Below are 14660 nucleotides of genomic sequence, written 5' to 3'. Positions count from 1 at the left end.
GGAAGGCGCAGAGCCCCATGCATCCGCGGTTTCACAGTTTGAAGGTCGCCGAGGTCCGGCAAGAGACCGACGACACCGTCTCCATCGCTTTCGATGTGCCGGCCGAGGTCGCCCGGGATTACGACTATAAGCAAGGACAGTATCTCACCCTGCGCACCGAGATCGACGGCGAGGATGTCCGCCGCAGCTACTCGATCTGCTCCGGCCTGGACGAAGGCGAGTTGCGCGTGGCGGTCAAGAAGGTCGAGGGCGGCCTCTTCTCGACCTACGCCAACGAGACTCTGAAGTCCGGGTCCCTGCTGGACGTGATGACGCCCAACGGGCGTTTCACCTCCGAGATCGATCCGGCGGAGAGCCGCACCTACGTGCTTTTCGCGGCCGGCAGCGGCATCACGCCGGTCATCTCCATCGCCAAGACGCTCCTGGCGCGCGAGCCGCAGTCCAAGGTTCTGCTTTTCTACGGCAACCGGACGGTGGCCTCGATCATCTTCCGCGAGACGCTCGAGGATCTGAAGAACCGCTACCTCGGGCGCTTCGGGCTCTATCACTTGCTCAGCCGGGAGACCCAGGAGGTCGAGCTGTTCAACGGCCGGCTCGACCGCGATAAGGTCCAAGCCCTCTGCCGCAGCTTGATCAACCCGGCTGCGGTCGATGCTTTCTTCGTCTGCGGTCCGGACACCATGATCGCCGACGTCACCGGGGCGCTGGAGGAAATTGGAGTTCCGGAGAAGAAGGTGCATCGGGAACTCTTCAACACCCATCCCGACGGTCTCGTGAAACCCAAGCCGCTGGAACACGGTCGCCGCGAGGCCAAGGGCGACCGCGCCCAGGTCACCGTGATCCTCGATGGCGTCAGCCACGACTTCGACCTCGGCTTCGACGGCACCTCGATCCTCGATGCGGCCACCGCCGAAGGGCTGGATCTGCCGTTTTCCTGCAAGGGCGGAGTCTGCTGCACGTGCCGTGCCAAGCTGCGGGAAGGCAAGGTGGACATGGCTGTCAACTACGCACTTGAGCCGGAAGAGGTTCAGCAGGGCTTCGTGCTGACCTGTCAGTCGCGCCCACTCACCGACCGGGTCGTGCTGGACTACGATCAGGTGTAGCTGCGGCCAGATGTAACCGCCGCGCGGATCAGCCGAAGACCTCGAGAAACCGGATCTTGAGCGCGGCGTCTGCCTCCGGCAGCTTGGCCGGCCGGCCAAGGTCGGCCAGCGAGGTCACGCCGTGTTCGCGGATGCCGCACGGCACGATGCCGGCGAAGTGATCCAGATCCGGTTCGACGTTCAGCGACACGCCGTGATAGGTCACCCAGCGCCGTACGCGTACGCCGATCGCGGCGACCTTGTCCTCGCGGCCCGTCTCCCGCTCGACCCAGATCCCGACTCGTCCCGCGCGGCGCTCGCCGATAACGTCGAAGTCGGCGAGCGTGCGGATCAGCCAATCCTCCAGCCGACAGACGAAGGCCCGTACGTCGGGCTGCCGCCGTTTGAGGTCGAGCAGGACGTAAGCCACCCGTTGGCCGGGGCCGTGATAGGTGTATTGTCCGCCACGCCCGGTTTTGAAGACCGGAAAGCGCGAGTCCAGCAGATCTGCGGCATCGGCGGAGGTGCCCGCGGTGTAGAGCGGGGGATGCTCCAGCAGCCAGACGCACTCCGGGGCCGTTTCGGCGTGGATTGCGGCCGCCCGTTCTTCCATCCAAGTCACGGCCGGCGCGTAGGGTACCGGCGCCTCGGAGACGATCCACTCGAGCGGACCGTACCGGGTGGCTAGGATTTCGCCGTACGGCGCCTTCCCGAGGTCCGGCGCATCGGCTAACGTCTCGGCGCTCATCATGGAGGGAGGAACGGCTTTCGGTATGGCTGACGATTTCAAGGACGCGGCCCTGGCATATCACCGGGATCCAAAGCCCGGCAAGTTGGAGGTAGTTGCAACCAAGCCGCTCGGCAACCAGCGCGACCTGGCGCTGGCCTATTCGCCGGGCGTGGCGGCCGCCTGCGAGGCTATCGTCGAGGACGAAGCCGCGGCCGCCGAGATGACCGGGCGGGCCAACCTCGTCGGCGTGGTCACCAACGGAACGGCGGTCCTCGGCCTCGGGCAGATCGGGCCTCTGGCGTCGAAGCCGGTGATGGAAGGCAAGGCCGTCCTTTTCAAGAAGTTCGCGGACATCGATGTCTTCGATATCGAGATCGATGCACGCGACCCGGAGAAGCTGATCGAAATCGTCGCCGCGCTGGAGCCGACCTTCGGTGGAATCAATCTTGAGGATATCAAGGCACCGGAATGCTTCGTCGTGGAGCGCGAGCTGCGCCAGCGCATGGGAATCCCCGTGTTCCATGATGACCAGCATGGCACGGCGATCATCGTCAACGCGGCGATCTACAACGGCCTGAGGCTGGTCGATAAGCAGATCGAGGAGGTGAAGGTCGTCACCTCCGGAGCCGGCGCTGCCGCCATCGCCTGCCTGGACCTGCTGGTGGCGCTGGGTGTCCGGCGCGAGAACATCTGGGTCAACGACATCGCCGGACTGGTCTACGAGGGCCGGGTCGAGGAGATGGACCCCTGGAAGGCGGCCTATGCCCAGAAGACAGACCTGCGCAGTTTGGATCAGGCCATCGAGGGGGCGGATATCTTCCTCGGGCTTTCGGCGCCGGGCGTCCTGAAGCCGGAGATGGTCGTCAAGATGGCGCGCGACCCTATAATTCTTGCGCTCGCCAATCCGGTGCCGGAAATCTGGCCCGAGGCGGCGCGCGAGGCGCGGCCGGACGCGATCATCGCCAGCGGCCGCTCCGACTATCCGAACCAGGTCAACAACGTGCTCTGCTTTCCCTTCATCTTTCGCGGCGCGCTGGATGTCGGCGCGATCACGATCAACGAGGAAATGAAGGTCGCCTGCGTCAAGGCCATCGCCAATCTCGCGATGGCGGAAGTCTCCGAGGTCGTGGTCAAGGCTTACGGTGGCCAAGCCTACAGCTTCGGGCCCGACTATCTGATTCCGCGTCCCTTCGACCCGCGTTTGATCCTGGAAATCGCGCCTGCGGTTGCCAAGGCCGCGATGGACAGCGGCGTGGCGCGCCGGCCCATTGCGGACTTCAAGGTCTACCGGGAGCGTCTCAATCAGTTCGTCTTCCGCTCCGGCCTTCTCATGAAGCCGGTGTTCGAGCAGGCCCGCGGCGAAGCCAAGCGCGTGTTCTTTGCCGAGGGCGAGGCCGAGCGCGTACTGCGCGCGGCTCAGATCATGATCGACGAAGGCCTGGGCCGACCGGTCATCTGCGGCCGGCCGCGCGTGGTCGACAAGCGGTTGAAGGAACTGGGGCTGCGCATCCGCCCAGACCAGGACTTCGAACTGGTCGATCCGCTCGACGATCCGCGCTACCGCGACTACTGGAGCGAGTATCACCGCCTGACCGAGCGGCGGGGCGTCACGCCCGACGAGGCACGCACCATCCTTCGGACCAATGCCACCGCGATCGGCTGCATCGCGGTGCTGCGCGGCGATGCCGATGCCTTGATCTGTGGGGTGGAGGGACGTTACCAGCGCCATCTGCGCCAGGTTGAGATGACGATCGGCCTGGCCCCTGGCGCCCGGGACTTTTCGGCCCTCAGCCTGCTGATCACGGCGCGCGGCGCGCTTTTCATCGCCGATACGCAGGTCAGCAGCAACCCCGAGGCCGAGGAGATCGTCGAGATGGCGCGTCTCGGAGCCGAGGCGGTGCGCCGCTTCGGCATCGAGCCCAAGATCGCTTTGCTCAGTCACTCCAACTTCGGCAGTCACGACGATGCCAGCGCCCAGAAGATGCGTCAGGCCCTCAAGCTGTTGCACCGGCGTCATCCGGAGCTGGAGGCCGAGGGCGAGATGCATGCTGACGCGGCACTCTCCGAGGACATACGGACGCGGCTGTTTCCCAATTCGCGGCTGAGCGGGGCGGCGAACCTGATCATCATGCCGACGTTGGATGCGGCCAACATCTCCTTCAATCTGCTAAAGATCGCAGGCGAAGGCTTGCCCGTTGGCCCTCTTTTGCTAGGAGCCGCTGCGCCGGTGATGATCCTGACGCCCTCCGTGACGGCACGTGGCGTCGTCAATGCCTCGGCGGTCGCCGCGGTCGATGCGCAGGCGCGTCAGCAGAGCGCCGCACCGGCCGAAGCGACCCGCTAGAGCGCGATCGTCCGAGGTGAAGGTTGATGCGCGGCCGCCTAGGACGTGAATCGCTCTCTAAACGTAGGAGAGAGCAGATTCCTTTTGGAGATCCCATCCAAAAGGAATCTGCTCTGGAGGATTTGAGGAGGTGCCATGGCCGATCCCGTCACCGAAGGTCGCACGCAGGACTCGGCCGGCCCTGAAGGCCTGAGCGAGAACGTCGTCGGACTGGCGCCGGCGCAGCTCGACGCCATTCAGAAGGCGCTTGCCGAAAGCGACGTGGAACAGGTGGAGCGGCTGGTCGAGCCTCTGCATCCGGCCGATACGGCCGATCTGCTGGAAGCGCTCAGCCGGGACGAGCGCAAGCTGCTGCTACGGATCATCGGGGCGGCGCTCGAGGCCGAGGTCTTGACCTACCTGGAGCCGGAACTGCGCAACGCCGTGGTGGGGGACCTGGGGGCCAAGACCGCGGCACAGCTGCTGCGCCAGCTGGAAAGCGATGACGCGCTCGAGTTCTTCGAGGATCTGGACGAGGACCAGCGGACCCAGATCCTCAGCCTCGTGCCACGCACCATCCAGCGTCTGCTGACCGAGGGCATGACCTTTCCCGAGGACTCCGCCGGGCGCCTGATGCAGCGCGAGGTGGTGGTGGTGCCCTCGATCTGGACGGTGGGAGAGACCATCGACTGGATGCGCAACAACAAGAAGCAGATCGTCAGCGACTTCTACGATCTTTATGTCGTCGACCCGCGCTACAAGCCGATCGGCAAGCTGCCGCTCAGCCGGGTCCTGCGCTCCAAACGCCCGGTCAAGATCTCGGCCTTGATGAGCGAGGACTTCTATCCACTCCAGGTGGCTCTGGATCAGGAGGACGTCGCCTATCGCTTTCGCCAGTACTCCCTTCTGTCGGCGCCGGTCGTCGACGAGGCGGGGCGGCTGGTCGGCGTCATCACGCTGGACGACATCGTGCACGTGATCGACCAGGAGGCGGAGGAGGACCTGTTGAAGATGGGTGGCGTCAGCGAAAGCGACGTCTACTCCGACTTTCTGCGCACGGCGCGCAGCCGCTTCTCCTGGTTGGCGGTCAATCTGTTGACGGCGATCTCGGCATCGCTGGTCATTGCCCTGTTCGAGGCGACGATCCAGCAGATTGTCGCCCTGGCCGTCCTGATGCCCATCGTTGCCTCCATGGGCGGCAATGCCGGCACGCAAACGCTCACCGTCGCCGTGCGGGCGATTGCGATGAAAGACCTCGCCGGGCGCAGTATGAGGCGCTTCATCACCAAGGAGTTGCTGGTCGGGCTGTTGAACGGCGTGCTCTTCGCCGTCCTTATGGGGATCATCGCCTGGCTCTGGTTCGGCGATCCGCTGCTTGGCGCCGTGATCGCCACGGCGATGGTGATCAATCTCGTGATTGCCGGTCTCTTCGGCGCCTTGATTCCGATCGTGCTGGAGAGGTTCGGGGCGGACCCTGCCATCGCGTCCTCCGTGTTCCTGACCACGGTGACCGACGTTGTCGGCTTCTTCGCCTTTCTCGGGCTTGCCGGCCTGGTGCTTCTTTGAAGCATGCGACCTGGAGCGGGATCGCCCTAGATGAGACCGTTTCCTAGCCGCGCCAGATTCTATCTTGGCGCGCAGCCACGGCGGAGCCATCTCCGCGCGATACGGTTTCAAAGGGCAGAGGAGGGCGGCGGGTGCCGACAGCGCTGATTACCGGTGCCAATCGTGGCTTGGGGCTCGAACTGGCGCGTAGTATCGCGGCGGAGGGCTGGCAGGTGCATTCCTGTTGCCGCATGCCCGACAAGGCGCCGGAACTGCGGGCAACAGCGGATGCGGCCGACGGCCGCATTCAGGTGCACCGCCTGGACGTCACCGACGATCTTCAGGTTCGCAGCCTGGCCCGCTCTCTAGAGGGCAAGCCGCTGGATCTGCTTTTCAACAACGCCGGGATTTATGGCCCGCGGGACGGCTTCGGCAGCCAGGACTTCGAAGCCTGGAGCAAAGTCTTGGCGATCAACCTGATGGCCCCCATGCGGATGGTGGAGAACTTCGTCGAACTGGTCGCGGCGAGCCAGCACAAGCTTATTGTCAACATGAGTTCCCGGCTGGGGTCGATCAGCGAAAACGACGCCGGCGGGGGCTATCCCTATCGCTCGAGCAAGGCGGCGCTGAACATGGTGACGCGCGGCCTGTCGGTCGATCTGGCGCCGCGCGGCATCACCGTGGTGTCGGTTCACCCCGGATGGGTACAGACGGACATGGGCGGCAGCGATGCGGCGCTGACGGTCGCGGACTCTGTGGCGGGTTTGCGACGCGTGATGGAGAAGCTGACGCCCGAAGACAGCGGGCGGTTCTTCGATCACAGCGGAGCGGAGCTGCCTTGGTAGCAGCACACGTTTCAATGGCTCCGACTCCCGAACAGCGGGAGCCCCGCTGCCTGCTGGGTCCCGCCTCCGGGTGTACTGAGCGAGTCTACGGCCGTCGGGGGCTTCACCGGAGACTCTTCGGACCGACGAGTGTTTCCGTCGACGGCAGGGCTGGATAGCTGACGGCTCCAGCCGCCGGTCCTTCTATGCCGTTACACCAACAGCATGAAGACGTTAGCATACATTTGAATTTGGCGTTTTGTCCATAGCTTTTTTCTGGATACCATCACTCTCTTGTATCCCTGTATATCTACGGTCTTCAATAGATTCCGCAAGAATATCCTAGTGAAAAAGTAGGTTTTAGAGTCCGCGGAATTGCGCCTCTGTGATCGGTCGAGAGCGGATGACTTGAAAGCGGGCTCGAGAGCGGCAATTCTGTTGAACGCCCTTCAGGATACGATTGAAAGTCGAGCTCAACGCCATGCTGACCGAAGAGCAGACGCTAATCCGCGATACCGCCCGGCAGTTTGCGCGCGACGTGCTGGCCCCCAACGCTGCGGACTGGGATCGCGAGGCCCGCTTCCCGCGCGAGGCGATCGCCCAGTTGGCCGAGCTCGGGTTCATGGGCATCACCGTGCCGGAGGAGTACGACGGCGCGGGTGCTGATGCGGTGTCGAACGCCTTGGCGATCGAGGAGATCGCGGCCGGCGATGGCTCCGTCTCGACCATCATGGCGGTGCACAACTCGGTCGGCTGCATGCCGATCTCCAACTTCGGCTCAAATGACCAGAAGGAGCGCTTCCTGCGGCCGATGGCGCGCGGTGAGAAGCTCGGCGCTTTTTGCCTCACCGAACCTTCGGTCGGCTCCGATGCCGGCGCGATCAGAACCTCTGCGCGCAAGGTGGGCAACAAGTGGGTGCTCAACGGGACGAAACAGTTCATCACCAGCGGCAGCACGGCGGACGTCGCCATCGCCTTCGCCGTCACCGATCCGGAGGCGGGCAAGAGAGGCATTAGCGCCTTCATCGTTCCCACCGAGACCGCTGGTTACCAAGTTGCGCGGATCGAGAAGAAGCTTGGGCAGCGCGCGAGCGATACCTGCCAGATCGTCTTCGAGGATCTGGAGCTGACCCCGGATCTGCTGCTGGGCGAAGAGGGCCAGGGCTACAAGATCGCCTTGTCCAACCTCGAAGGCGGCCGTATCGGGATCGCGGCACAGGCCGTGGGTATGGCCCGGGCCGCCTACGAGGCGGCGCTAGGTTACGCCAAGGAGCGGGAAGCCTTCGGCCAGAAGATCATCGACCATCAAGCCATCGGGTTCCGGCTGGCCGATATGGCCACGCAGATCAAGGCTGCCGAACTGATGGTTCTGCATGCCGCGGAGCTGAAGGATGCAGGCAGGCCTTGCCTGCAGGAAGCCTCCATGGCCAAGCTTTTCGCTTCTGAGGCGGGGGAGCAGATCTGTTCCGCGGCGCTCCAAATCCATGGCGGTTACGGCTATCTGGAAGACTATCCGGTCGAACGGATTTACCGCGATGTCCGCGTTTGCCAGATCTACGAGGGAACCTCGGACATCCAGCGCCTCGTCATTGCCCGTCAACTGGCGACAGACTGATGGAGACGGGCTACCGGTGGCTGACTGATGGCGATTAGCTGACGACGACGGACCGCTCAGTAACGGGGTGCCGCTAAGGCCGTCATGCTATCCCGATGGTTTTACGTGCCAGATGAATTTACGTGAGTGAGCGAAACCGGATTGCCTTCGGCCGAATTATCTTCGGATCGACGACCGTTGTGCTACGTCGTCGTGCTGCCTGCCGTCGAACTCTGCGTAGAAGAGCTCCGACACCTCCGCGTTCGACATTTCAACTTCCTGTCTTATCCAGGTCTCGAAGGCGGAGATCTTGTAGAGATCGCTGTGCCCGGGAGGATAGACGAGATACCAGCCGCTCGTGTTGGGATGCTGCAGTTTGAAGGGCGCCACAAGGCGGCCTGCCCGAATGTCCTCGGTGACATAGGGCCTGTTCGCAACGGCAAAGCCAAGGCCGACGTTGGCTGCCTGAAACGAAAGCATGCAGGTGTCGAAAAACATGCAGGACGCCTGATCGATCACATTCGGCGCGCCGGCGAACTCCAGCCAGGACTTCCAATTCAAGCTGCAGGTGTCCGAGTGGAGCAGCGTAAAATTCTTCAGGTCTCTCGGTTGTAATTCGTCCGTCCTTACGCCGGGCATGACGCGATGCAAGAGATCCGGCGTGCAGACCGGCACCAGATCTTCGCAAAACAGCAATTCGGATTTCAGACCGGGAAAAACCCCGTCTCCGTAGCGGATCGCCAGATCGAAGCCTTCTCGGTCGAAGTTGATCGGGCGATAGGCTTGGGAGACGTGCAGTGTGATATCGGGGTTTTCTTGCGTGAATCGTTCCAACCTCGGCAGTAGCCAGCGGACGGCAAAGGTCGGCAGAACGCTTATCTTAAACAGGTGTTTCCGGTGCTTGTCGGTGATTTCCAGGCCGGCTGCGAGTATGGTGTCGAGTGCTTCGCGAACGTGCGCAATGAACTCTTCACCTTCGGGCGTTAGAACCACGGCGTTGCTTTGCCGGTGAAAGACCTTGAACTGGAGCTGCTCTTCCAGCGCTTTCACGCGCTGGCTCACCGCCGAACCGGAGATCAGATTTTCCTCGGCCGCGCGCGCGAAACTCCCCAGCCGCGCCGCACTCTCGACGATGCGCAAGGAGTTGAGATTGATCTGACGAAGATGTTTCATTTTTGTTCACGCCGCAAGTTCAGCTAATGCTACCCCAGGTGTTTCTTAGTTTACACTCTCAATTTGAAAGCGACAATGGCTCTATCGTCCGCTGGTTGGTAGGGGTAGGGATGCGATGGAAAGAGTCAACTTGAACGGAATTCGTCACAGCGTAAGCCGTGAGGCTTTGCTTGGCCATGAGTCTGCTTGGAAGGTTTCGGACCTCGGCCTGGTCCAATTCAAGCATGAGTACGATCCGCAGCTGCTTGAGACGATCCGGCGCAAAGCCTTGGAATTGAAGGAGGATCGTGCGTACCAGAAGCACCTGAATCTGACCTTCATTACAGGCGCCGATCGCTATATCCCTGAAATCGAAGAGCTCATTCACGATCGCAACCGGCTGGATCGTCTGAGCGCCTTCGCCGGCACGCGGCTTGAGCCTTACCCGCTTTCGGTGGTCGGATCGACGGTCACCTTCATGAGTCCCGAAGATGGAAACGTCGATTGGCACTGTGACGGCGTTCCGGTGACCGAACTTATCCCGCTTTCGATCAGCGATCCGATCATCGGCGGCGAATTGGAGGTGTTCCTGGGGGGCTGCGAACCCGGCAAGGCCCGCGTGGATCGCGGTGAGGAACTTGATCCGAGCGAGCTCCTCCGGATCAAGCATTCGGTCGGTCACAGCACGCTCGGCCACTTCCTCGGCGTTCTGCACCGGACCAAGCCGCTGGAGTACGGCGAGCGCGTCACCTTGGTGTTGAACCTTCGGTCGGTCGAGCGCCCCTTCGTGGACGACAACCGCATGTTCTATCTGGCCGCCGACAACGATCTGGACCGCGCTTGGGTCAATGAGATGGCCGAGGATGTCTGGACCAACCAACTGCCCGCATATCGCTCTTCCGGACGAGCGAGCGTGCCTGCGGAATGAGCCATGTCCGCGACGGTGTCCGAGCCTCAGCTCCGGTCGCGGGTGAGAGGCTCGGGGGGTCGCTCGCGGTACCTTGCGCTCTTGCCGCCATAGGGTTCTGGTCGACCAACGCCGTGGTCGCAAAGTACGCGCTCGTCGAACTTTCGGTGCCTCAGGTTCAGGCGCTGCAGTTCGCGGGCGCGACCTTTGCGCTTTGGCTGTTCGGCTTCGGCTTGCCGCGCAAGCGCGTGACCTGGCCGGCACCGCGGGCTTTGGCCTTGGGCGCCTTGGGGCTGGTGGGAACCATGGTTTTCCAGTACGTCGCCTTCGCGGTCGGCCCGATTGCGACGGTCAACCTGATCGCCTACTCCTGGCCATTGCTCACGGCGCTCATCGTAGCCGCCGTTGGCGTCGCCTATCGCCCGCTCCGTCTCGTGATCACCTCGGCGGCGGGGTTCGTCGGCGTCGGTTTGCTGATCGGTGGCGATGCGGCGTTGCTACAGGGCGGAGGGTCTCTCGGCGGATACGCGGCGGCTTTCGCGTCGGCCATTTGCATGGCGGTCTACACGGTTCTGATCGGCCGCTACTCGGTTTCCGCCTCCAGTCTTCTGCTGGCCGCCGCGCTGATCGGGTTGATCGGCACCTCGGCCTGGTGGCTGCTTACCGGCGCCGGAGTGCCATCGGTGCCTTACATTCTTCTCGGCCTCTACCTCGGCATCGGGCCCATGGGGGTTGGCTACCTTCTCTGGTCCCTGGCCCTTCGCCGTGGCGCGGCCGGCTCGATCTCCACTCTCGGATACGCAACGCCGGTGCTCTCGACGGTCCTGCTCTACATCTCCGGCGAAGCCGTGACATGGGGTGCCGTCGTCGGCGGCCTCATCATCATCGTCTGTTGCGTTTTGGTCGGTACAGGAAAATTGGAACAGCGAAGTGATGTTAAACCAGCATGAAGATGTAGATACTGTCGCCGATGCGTTGTGGCGACGGTACGGAGAGGCGGCCCGGCTGCAAGCTGCGCTCGCTGCTTATCAGGCGATCCAGCGTGAGGATTTGAAAGCCTGCGCAAGGTGGCGTGGCATTCTCGACCTGCTGGAAGAGAAGGCCGCGCATCGATGCGAGCGTCATTAGCTCGGGCATTCCGCGACGCGAGGCACCTTCACCTGACCGCGAGCGAAAATTTTATCCAAAAATCCTGGAAATCGAGTTTTTCTAGGGCTTTTGGTATCACAGAGCGGTGATCGCAAAGCCCGGAAGAGCGAAAATCCGCCGTTTTCCTCTCTACCTTTAGTTTTTCTAAGTGGCTTATGGCGGGCGGATCGTCGAGCCTGCACCTATGGTTCGAAACATTGATCAACACGTCGGGCGGCGGATACGTCAGGCCCGAGCGCTGCGGGGCCTGAGTATGGAAAAGCTCGCTCAAGCCCTCGGCATCTCATACCAGCAGCTCCAGAAGTACGAGGTTGGAAGCAACCGCGTAAGTTGTGGCCGGCTCTGGCTCATTGGACAAACCCTGGACCTGCCGATTGGCTTCTTCTTCGACGGTCTCGAGAACGAAGGGCTGGCGGCCGGAGGCGACGATGCTCTGGTGTCGCGTCGAACGATCAACGCGGCGCGTCAGCTCGAGGAGATCGAAGATCCGGCTTTGCGCGACCAGTTGGTCGCGATGATCCGGACCTGCGCACGCTCCGGTCACGTCGTTTCCTGATGAGGCCGCCCGTCTCCTGAGGCCTCGCGTCCTTTGACGTCGCCCGTCTTAGGCGTCCGAGGACCGTGAGCGACCGTCGGGGTCGCTTTACTCGGGCCGTCGGTCATATCTCGTCACGCAAATGCGGCCGCTCTATGCTCGCCCCGGCCCGGCGAACGGGTCACCCAATCGAATAGGTCGTGGGGAGGACTTTGCGTGAACGAGCCGCTCGTCTTCTATTTCGATTTCTCCAGTCCCTACGGCTTTCTGGCCGCGCGGGAAATCGGTGAGCTGGCGGCCCGTCATGGTCGCGAGGTGACTTGGAAGCCGATGCTGCTGGGCGCGGTTTTCAAGCAAAACGGTATGCAGCCGCTCATGGACATCCCCCTGAAGGGCGATTATGCCCGGCGCGACCTGTCACGTGAGGCGCGGCGTGTGGGGATCGACTTTCGTTTGCCGGATAGCTTTCCCTTCGCCTCCATCGCGGCCGCGCGCGCCTTCTATTGGCTTTGGGATCGGGACCCGGCCGCCGCCCGAGATTTCGGTTTGGCCCTGTTCGAGCGCGCTTTCATTGCGGGACAAGACATTTCGAAATCGCAGTCGGTCTTGAGCGTCGGGGAGGCCCGGGGCATGAACTGCGAGGAGCTTGAGAAAGCTCTGCAGGATCCCGCTCTGAAGGACCGGTTGCGCCGGGAGGTCGAGGGCGCGATTGCCGCCGGCGTTTTCGGCTCGCCGTTCGTCCTGGTCGACGGCGAGCCCTTCTGGGGATATGACCGTTTCCCGCGGATCGAGGGCTGGCTCGAAACCGGCGGTTGGTAGGTCGCGGAGAACAAGCGCCGATCCCGTTTCAGACCTGTCCCAACACATCGCGGAACAGCGCCGCGTCCACGTTACCGCCGCAGAGCATGACCGCGACCTTGCGGCCGCGGTTGCGTTCCTTCTGTTTGAGACAAGCGCCCAGGGCGGCTGCTCCGGCACCCTCCGCAACGTTGTGGCAGTCGGTATAGAGAGCCCGCATGGCCCCGGTGATCTCGTCTTCGGACAGGGCCACGATCTCGGTCACGCCTTTCAACAGCACCTCGACCGCTTCGGGCTCCGGGACTCGGCAGGCCATGCCGTCGGCGACGGTGACCGCTTGTTCCGTCGAGACAGGCTTGCCGGCTTCTAAGGAGAGCTGATAGGCGGGCGCACCCTCCGCCACAACGCCAACCACTTCCGTCTTCAGCCCCAGTGCGTCGCGCGCCGCGAGCGTGGCGGTGATGCCCGAGCCCAGGCCCACGGGCACATAGACGCGGTCGAGATCGGGCACCGCCCGGAAAAGCTCCAGCGGGTAGCTGGCGACACCGCGCACCAGGCGCTCGTCGTAGGAGGGCAGCATGTGCAACCCTTCGCGCGCGGCCAGGGCCTCGGCGTGTTCGCGCGCGGCTTGGAAGTCGTGGCCTTCGACGACGAGTTCGCCGCCGAAGGCGCGCATGGCGGCGTTCTTCTCCACCGAATTGCCTTCGGGGACACAGACCACCGCGCGAAGGCCGTAGCGCGCGGCGGCAAAGGCGACGGACTGACCGTGGTTCCCGCGCGTCGCGGTGATGACTCCGGGACCCTTGGTTCCTCGCGCGGCCAGGTCCGCCATGTAGACCAGGCCGCCGCGCACCTTGAAGGCGCCGGTCGGCGTGTGGTTTTCGTGCTTGACCCAGACTTCGCAGCCGGCGCGTTCGGCCAGCAGCGGCCAAGCATACTGCGGGGTCGGCGGCATGGCGGCATAGACCGTCTCGGCTGCGGTCTCGATCTCGCTCAGGCTGGGTAGACGCATGGCGTTTCAGGTGGCCTCCGTTTCGGGGTCTCGGCTCGCTCCGGAGCTCAGTTTAACGCCGCCGCTCGCGTTCGCGCTCCTCTTGTTCGACGGTGTAGCGCCGAATCTCCGTGAAGCCGAACAGGAGGAGCAGTACGCCGAGTACGATCTGGATCGCGGCAATCACGCGGATCGGATCGCTGGTGGGAACGATGTCGCCGTAGCCCACGGTGCTGAGCGTGATGACGGAGAAGTAGAGGCTCTCCAGAAATGCGATCTCCCGCAGCTCCCCGGCGATGCGGAAGTGCGGCGAGAGCGTGTAGACGTCGATAATGCGGTAGAGGCAGGCGAAGATCACGATCAGCAGCGTATAGAAAGTCAGAAAGGCGAAGGTCGGCACCACCAGCCGGCTGATCCGCCTGAAGAAATCCTCGAACAGCAGGCCTGTATCCAGCAGGAAGATCGCAACCTCGCGGCTAACGAAAAGCACGATGAGCGCAACCAGGGTCATCGCGCCGACGAAGAGGCCGTCATGCCAGGCCGTGGAGAGTCCCTTGCCCGGCAGGGCGAAGGTGGCGGCTCCGATCAGCATCACGGGCAGAAGCCAGATGAAGGGGCGCCAGAAGCTGCGTTGTTCGCGCAGATGCTCGGCCGACACGATCGACTGGATGCGGGGGCGGTCGCGCAAGGCCCCCAGCATGAAGGCGATGATCGGCAGCAGAAATCCGACCTTGATGGCCCAAAGCGACAGATTCGGCAGGAAGTTCACCTGCACAAAAAACACGAAGACGCAGGTGTAGAGCGCCAGGTAATTGGCGAAGGCTACGGTGAAGAAGCGGCCGCTGGCGAAGGCGAAGTAAAAGACCGAAACAGCGGCGGCGATGCTGGCGATGACGACGAGGCCGAAGGTATTCAGCCCCGGCGAAACCGCCAGGGTCACCAGTAGGATCATGGTGACAGTGAAACCCACCGCCGCCGCCCAACCGCGTCGCGAACGCTGCATAGCCTGTTGTGCTCCTGTTGGCAGAGC

14 protein-coding genes are annotated in these 14660 nt (G+C 63.1%); 9 read left to right on the top strand and 5 right to left on the bottom strand.

Going from position 1 to position 14660, the window contains the following annotated elements; translation table 11 throughout:
* Positions 1-17 precede the first annotated feature (17 nt).
* Positions 18-1103, top strand: coding sequence for a 1,2-phenylacetyl-CoA epoxidase subunit PaaE (paaE, locus tag DBZ32_RS05115; protein WP_119165994.1), 1086 nt, complete (start codon positions 18-20; stop codon positions 1101-1103).
* Positions 1104-1131: 28 nt separating this feature from the next.
* Here the strand turns inward: paaE and lipB are convergent, their stop codons facing one another.
* Positions 1132-1833: a lipoyl(octanoyl) transferase LipB gene (gene lipB / locus DBZ32_RS05110; protein WP_119165993.1), complete on the bottom strand. Its 702-nt coding sequence runs from the start codon at positions 1831-1833 to the stop codon at positions 1132-1134.
* Between the two features lie 22 nt (positions 1834-1855).
* On the opposite strand from lipB, the gene DBZ32_RS05105 reads away from it, so the two are divergent.
* The 4 genes from DBZ32_RS05105 (at position 1856) to DBZ32_RS05090 (ending at position 8119) form a co-directional block, all read left to right on the top strand.
* Entirely contained in the window at positions 1856-4156 is a 2301-nt protein-coding gene (locus DBZ32_RS05105) for an NADP-dependent malic enzyme (protein ID WP_119165992.1), read from the top strand.
* A 135-nt stretch (positions 4157-4291) separates the two neighbouring features.
* Entirely contained in the window at positions 4292-5701 is a 1410-nt protein-coding gene (gene mgtE / locus DBZ32_RS05100; protein WP_119165991.1) for a magnesium transporter, read from the top strand.
* A 131-nt stretch (positions 5702-5832) separates the two neighbouring features.
* Complete coding sequence (locus DBZ32_RS05095; protein WP_119165990.1) at positions 5833-6525, top strand: SDR family oxidoreductase; 693 nt, start codon at positions 5833-5835, stop codon at positions 6523-6525.
* Between the two features lie 460 nt (positions 6526-6985).
* Complete coding sequence (locus DBZ32_RS05090; protein ID WP_119166366.1) at positions 6986-8119, top strand: acyl-CoA dehydrogenase family protein; 1134 nt, start codon at positions 6986-6988, stop codon at positions 8117-8119.
* Between the two features lie 156 nt (positions 8120-8275).
* On the opposite strand, the gene DBZ32_RS05085 is transcribed toward DBZ32_RS05090, so the two are convergent.
* On the bottom strand, positions 8276-9238 hold the full coding sequence (locus DBZ32_RS05085) for a LysR substrate-binding domain-containing protein (RefSeq protein WP_162906573.1): 963 nt from the start codon (positions 9236-9238) through the stop codon (positions 8276-8278).
* A 148-nt stretch (positions 9239-9386) separates the two neighbouring features.
* Here DBZ32_RS05085 and DBZ32_RS22010 point away from each other — a divergent pair, with 148 nt between their 5' ends.
* Together DBZ32_RS22010 and DBZ32_RS05075 are read left to right on the top strand one after the other, a co-directional pair.
* Positions 9387-10178 (top strand): hypothetical protein, encoded by a 792-nt coding sequence (locus tag DBZ32_RS22010; RefSeq protein WP_162906572.1) that lies wholly within the window; start codon positions 9387-9389, stop codon positions 10176-10178.
* Positions 10175-11107: a DMT family transporter gene (locus DBZ32_RS05075; protein WP_119165988.1), complete on the top strand. Its 933-nt coding sequence runs from the start codon at positions 10175-10177 to the stop codon at positions 11105-11107. The genes DBZ32_RS22010 and DBZ32_RS05075 overlap by 4 nt, the downstream gene beginning before the upstream one ends.
* Here DBZ32_RS05075 and DBZ32_RS05070 read toward each other — a convergent pair.
* Entirely contained in the window at positions 11094-11282 is a 189-nt protein-coding gene (locus DBZ32_RS05070) for a hypothetical protein (RefSeq protein WP_119165987.1), read from the bottom strand. The two genes, DBZ32_RS05075 and DBZ32_RS05070, sit on opposite strands and share 14 nt — an antisense overlap.
* Positions 11283-11490: 208 nt before the next feature.
* On the opposite strand from DBZ32_RS05070, the gene DBZ32_RS05065 reads away from it, so the two are divergent.
* Together DBZ32_RS05065 and DBZ32_RS05060 are read left to right on the top strand one after the other, a co-directional pair.
* Positions 11491-11862, top strand: coding sequence for a helix-turn-helix domain-containing protein (locus tag DBZ32_RS05065; RefSeq protein ID WP_119165986.1), 372 nt, complete (start codon positions 11491-11493; stop codon positions 11860-11862).
* A gap of 195 nt (positions 11863-12057) precedes the next feature.
* Positions 12058-12660 carry a 2-hydroxychromene-2-carboxylate isomerase gene (locus DBZ32_RS05060; protein WP_119165985.1) on the top strand — a complete coding sequence of 201 codons (603 nt, stop codon included), beginning with the start codon at positions 12058-12060 and terminating at the stop codon, positions 12658-12660.
* Positions 12661-12688: 28 nt separating this feature from the next.
* On the opposite strand, the gene DBZ32_RS05055 is transcribed toward DBZ32_RS05060, so the two are convergent.
* Complete coding sequence (locus DBZ32_RS05055) at positions 12689-13651, bottom strand: threonine dehydratase (RefSeq protein ID WP_119165984.1); 963 nt, start codon at positions 13649-13651, stop codon at positions 12689-12691.
* A gap of 52 nt (positions 13652-13703) precedes the next feature.
* Positions 13704-14633, bottom strand: a complete 930-nt coding sequence (locus tag DBZ32_RS22255; RefSeq protein WP_208539102.1) for a potassium channel family protein — start codon at positions 14631-14633, stop codon at positions 13704-13706.
* Positions 14634-14660: the final 27 nt, after the last annotated feature.

The organism is Algihabitans albus, from assembly GCF_003572205.1.
GTDB lineage: Bacteria > Pseudomonadota > Alphaproteobacteria > Kiloniellales > DSM-21159 > Algihabitans > Algihabitans albus.
The sequence above is the reverse complement of the archived record's forward strand: the minus strand, read 5'-3'. Positions and strand labels throughout refer to the sequence as shown.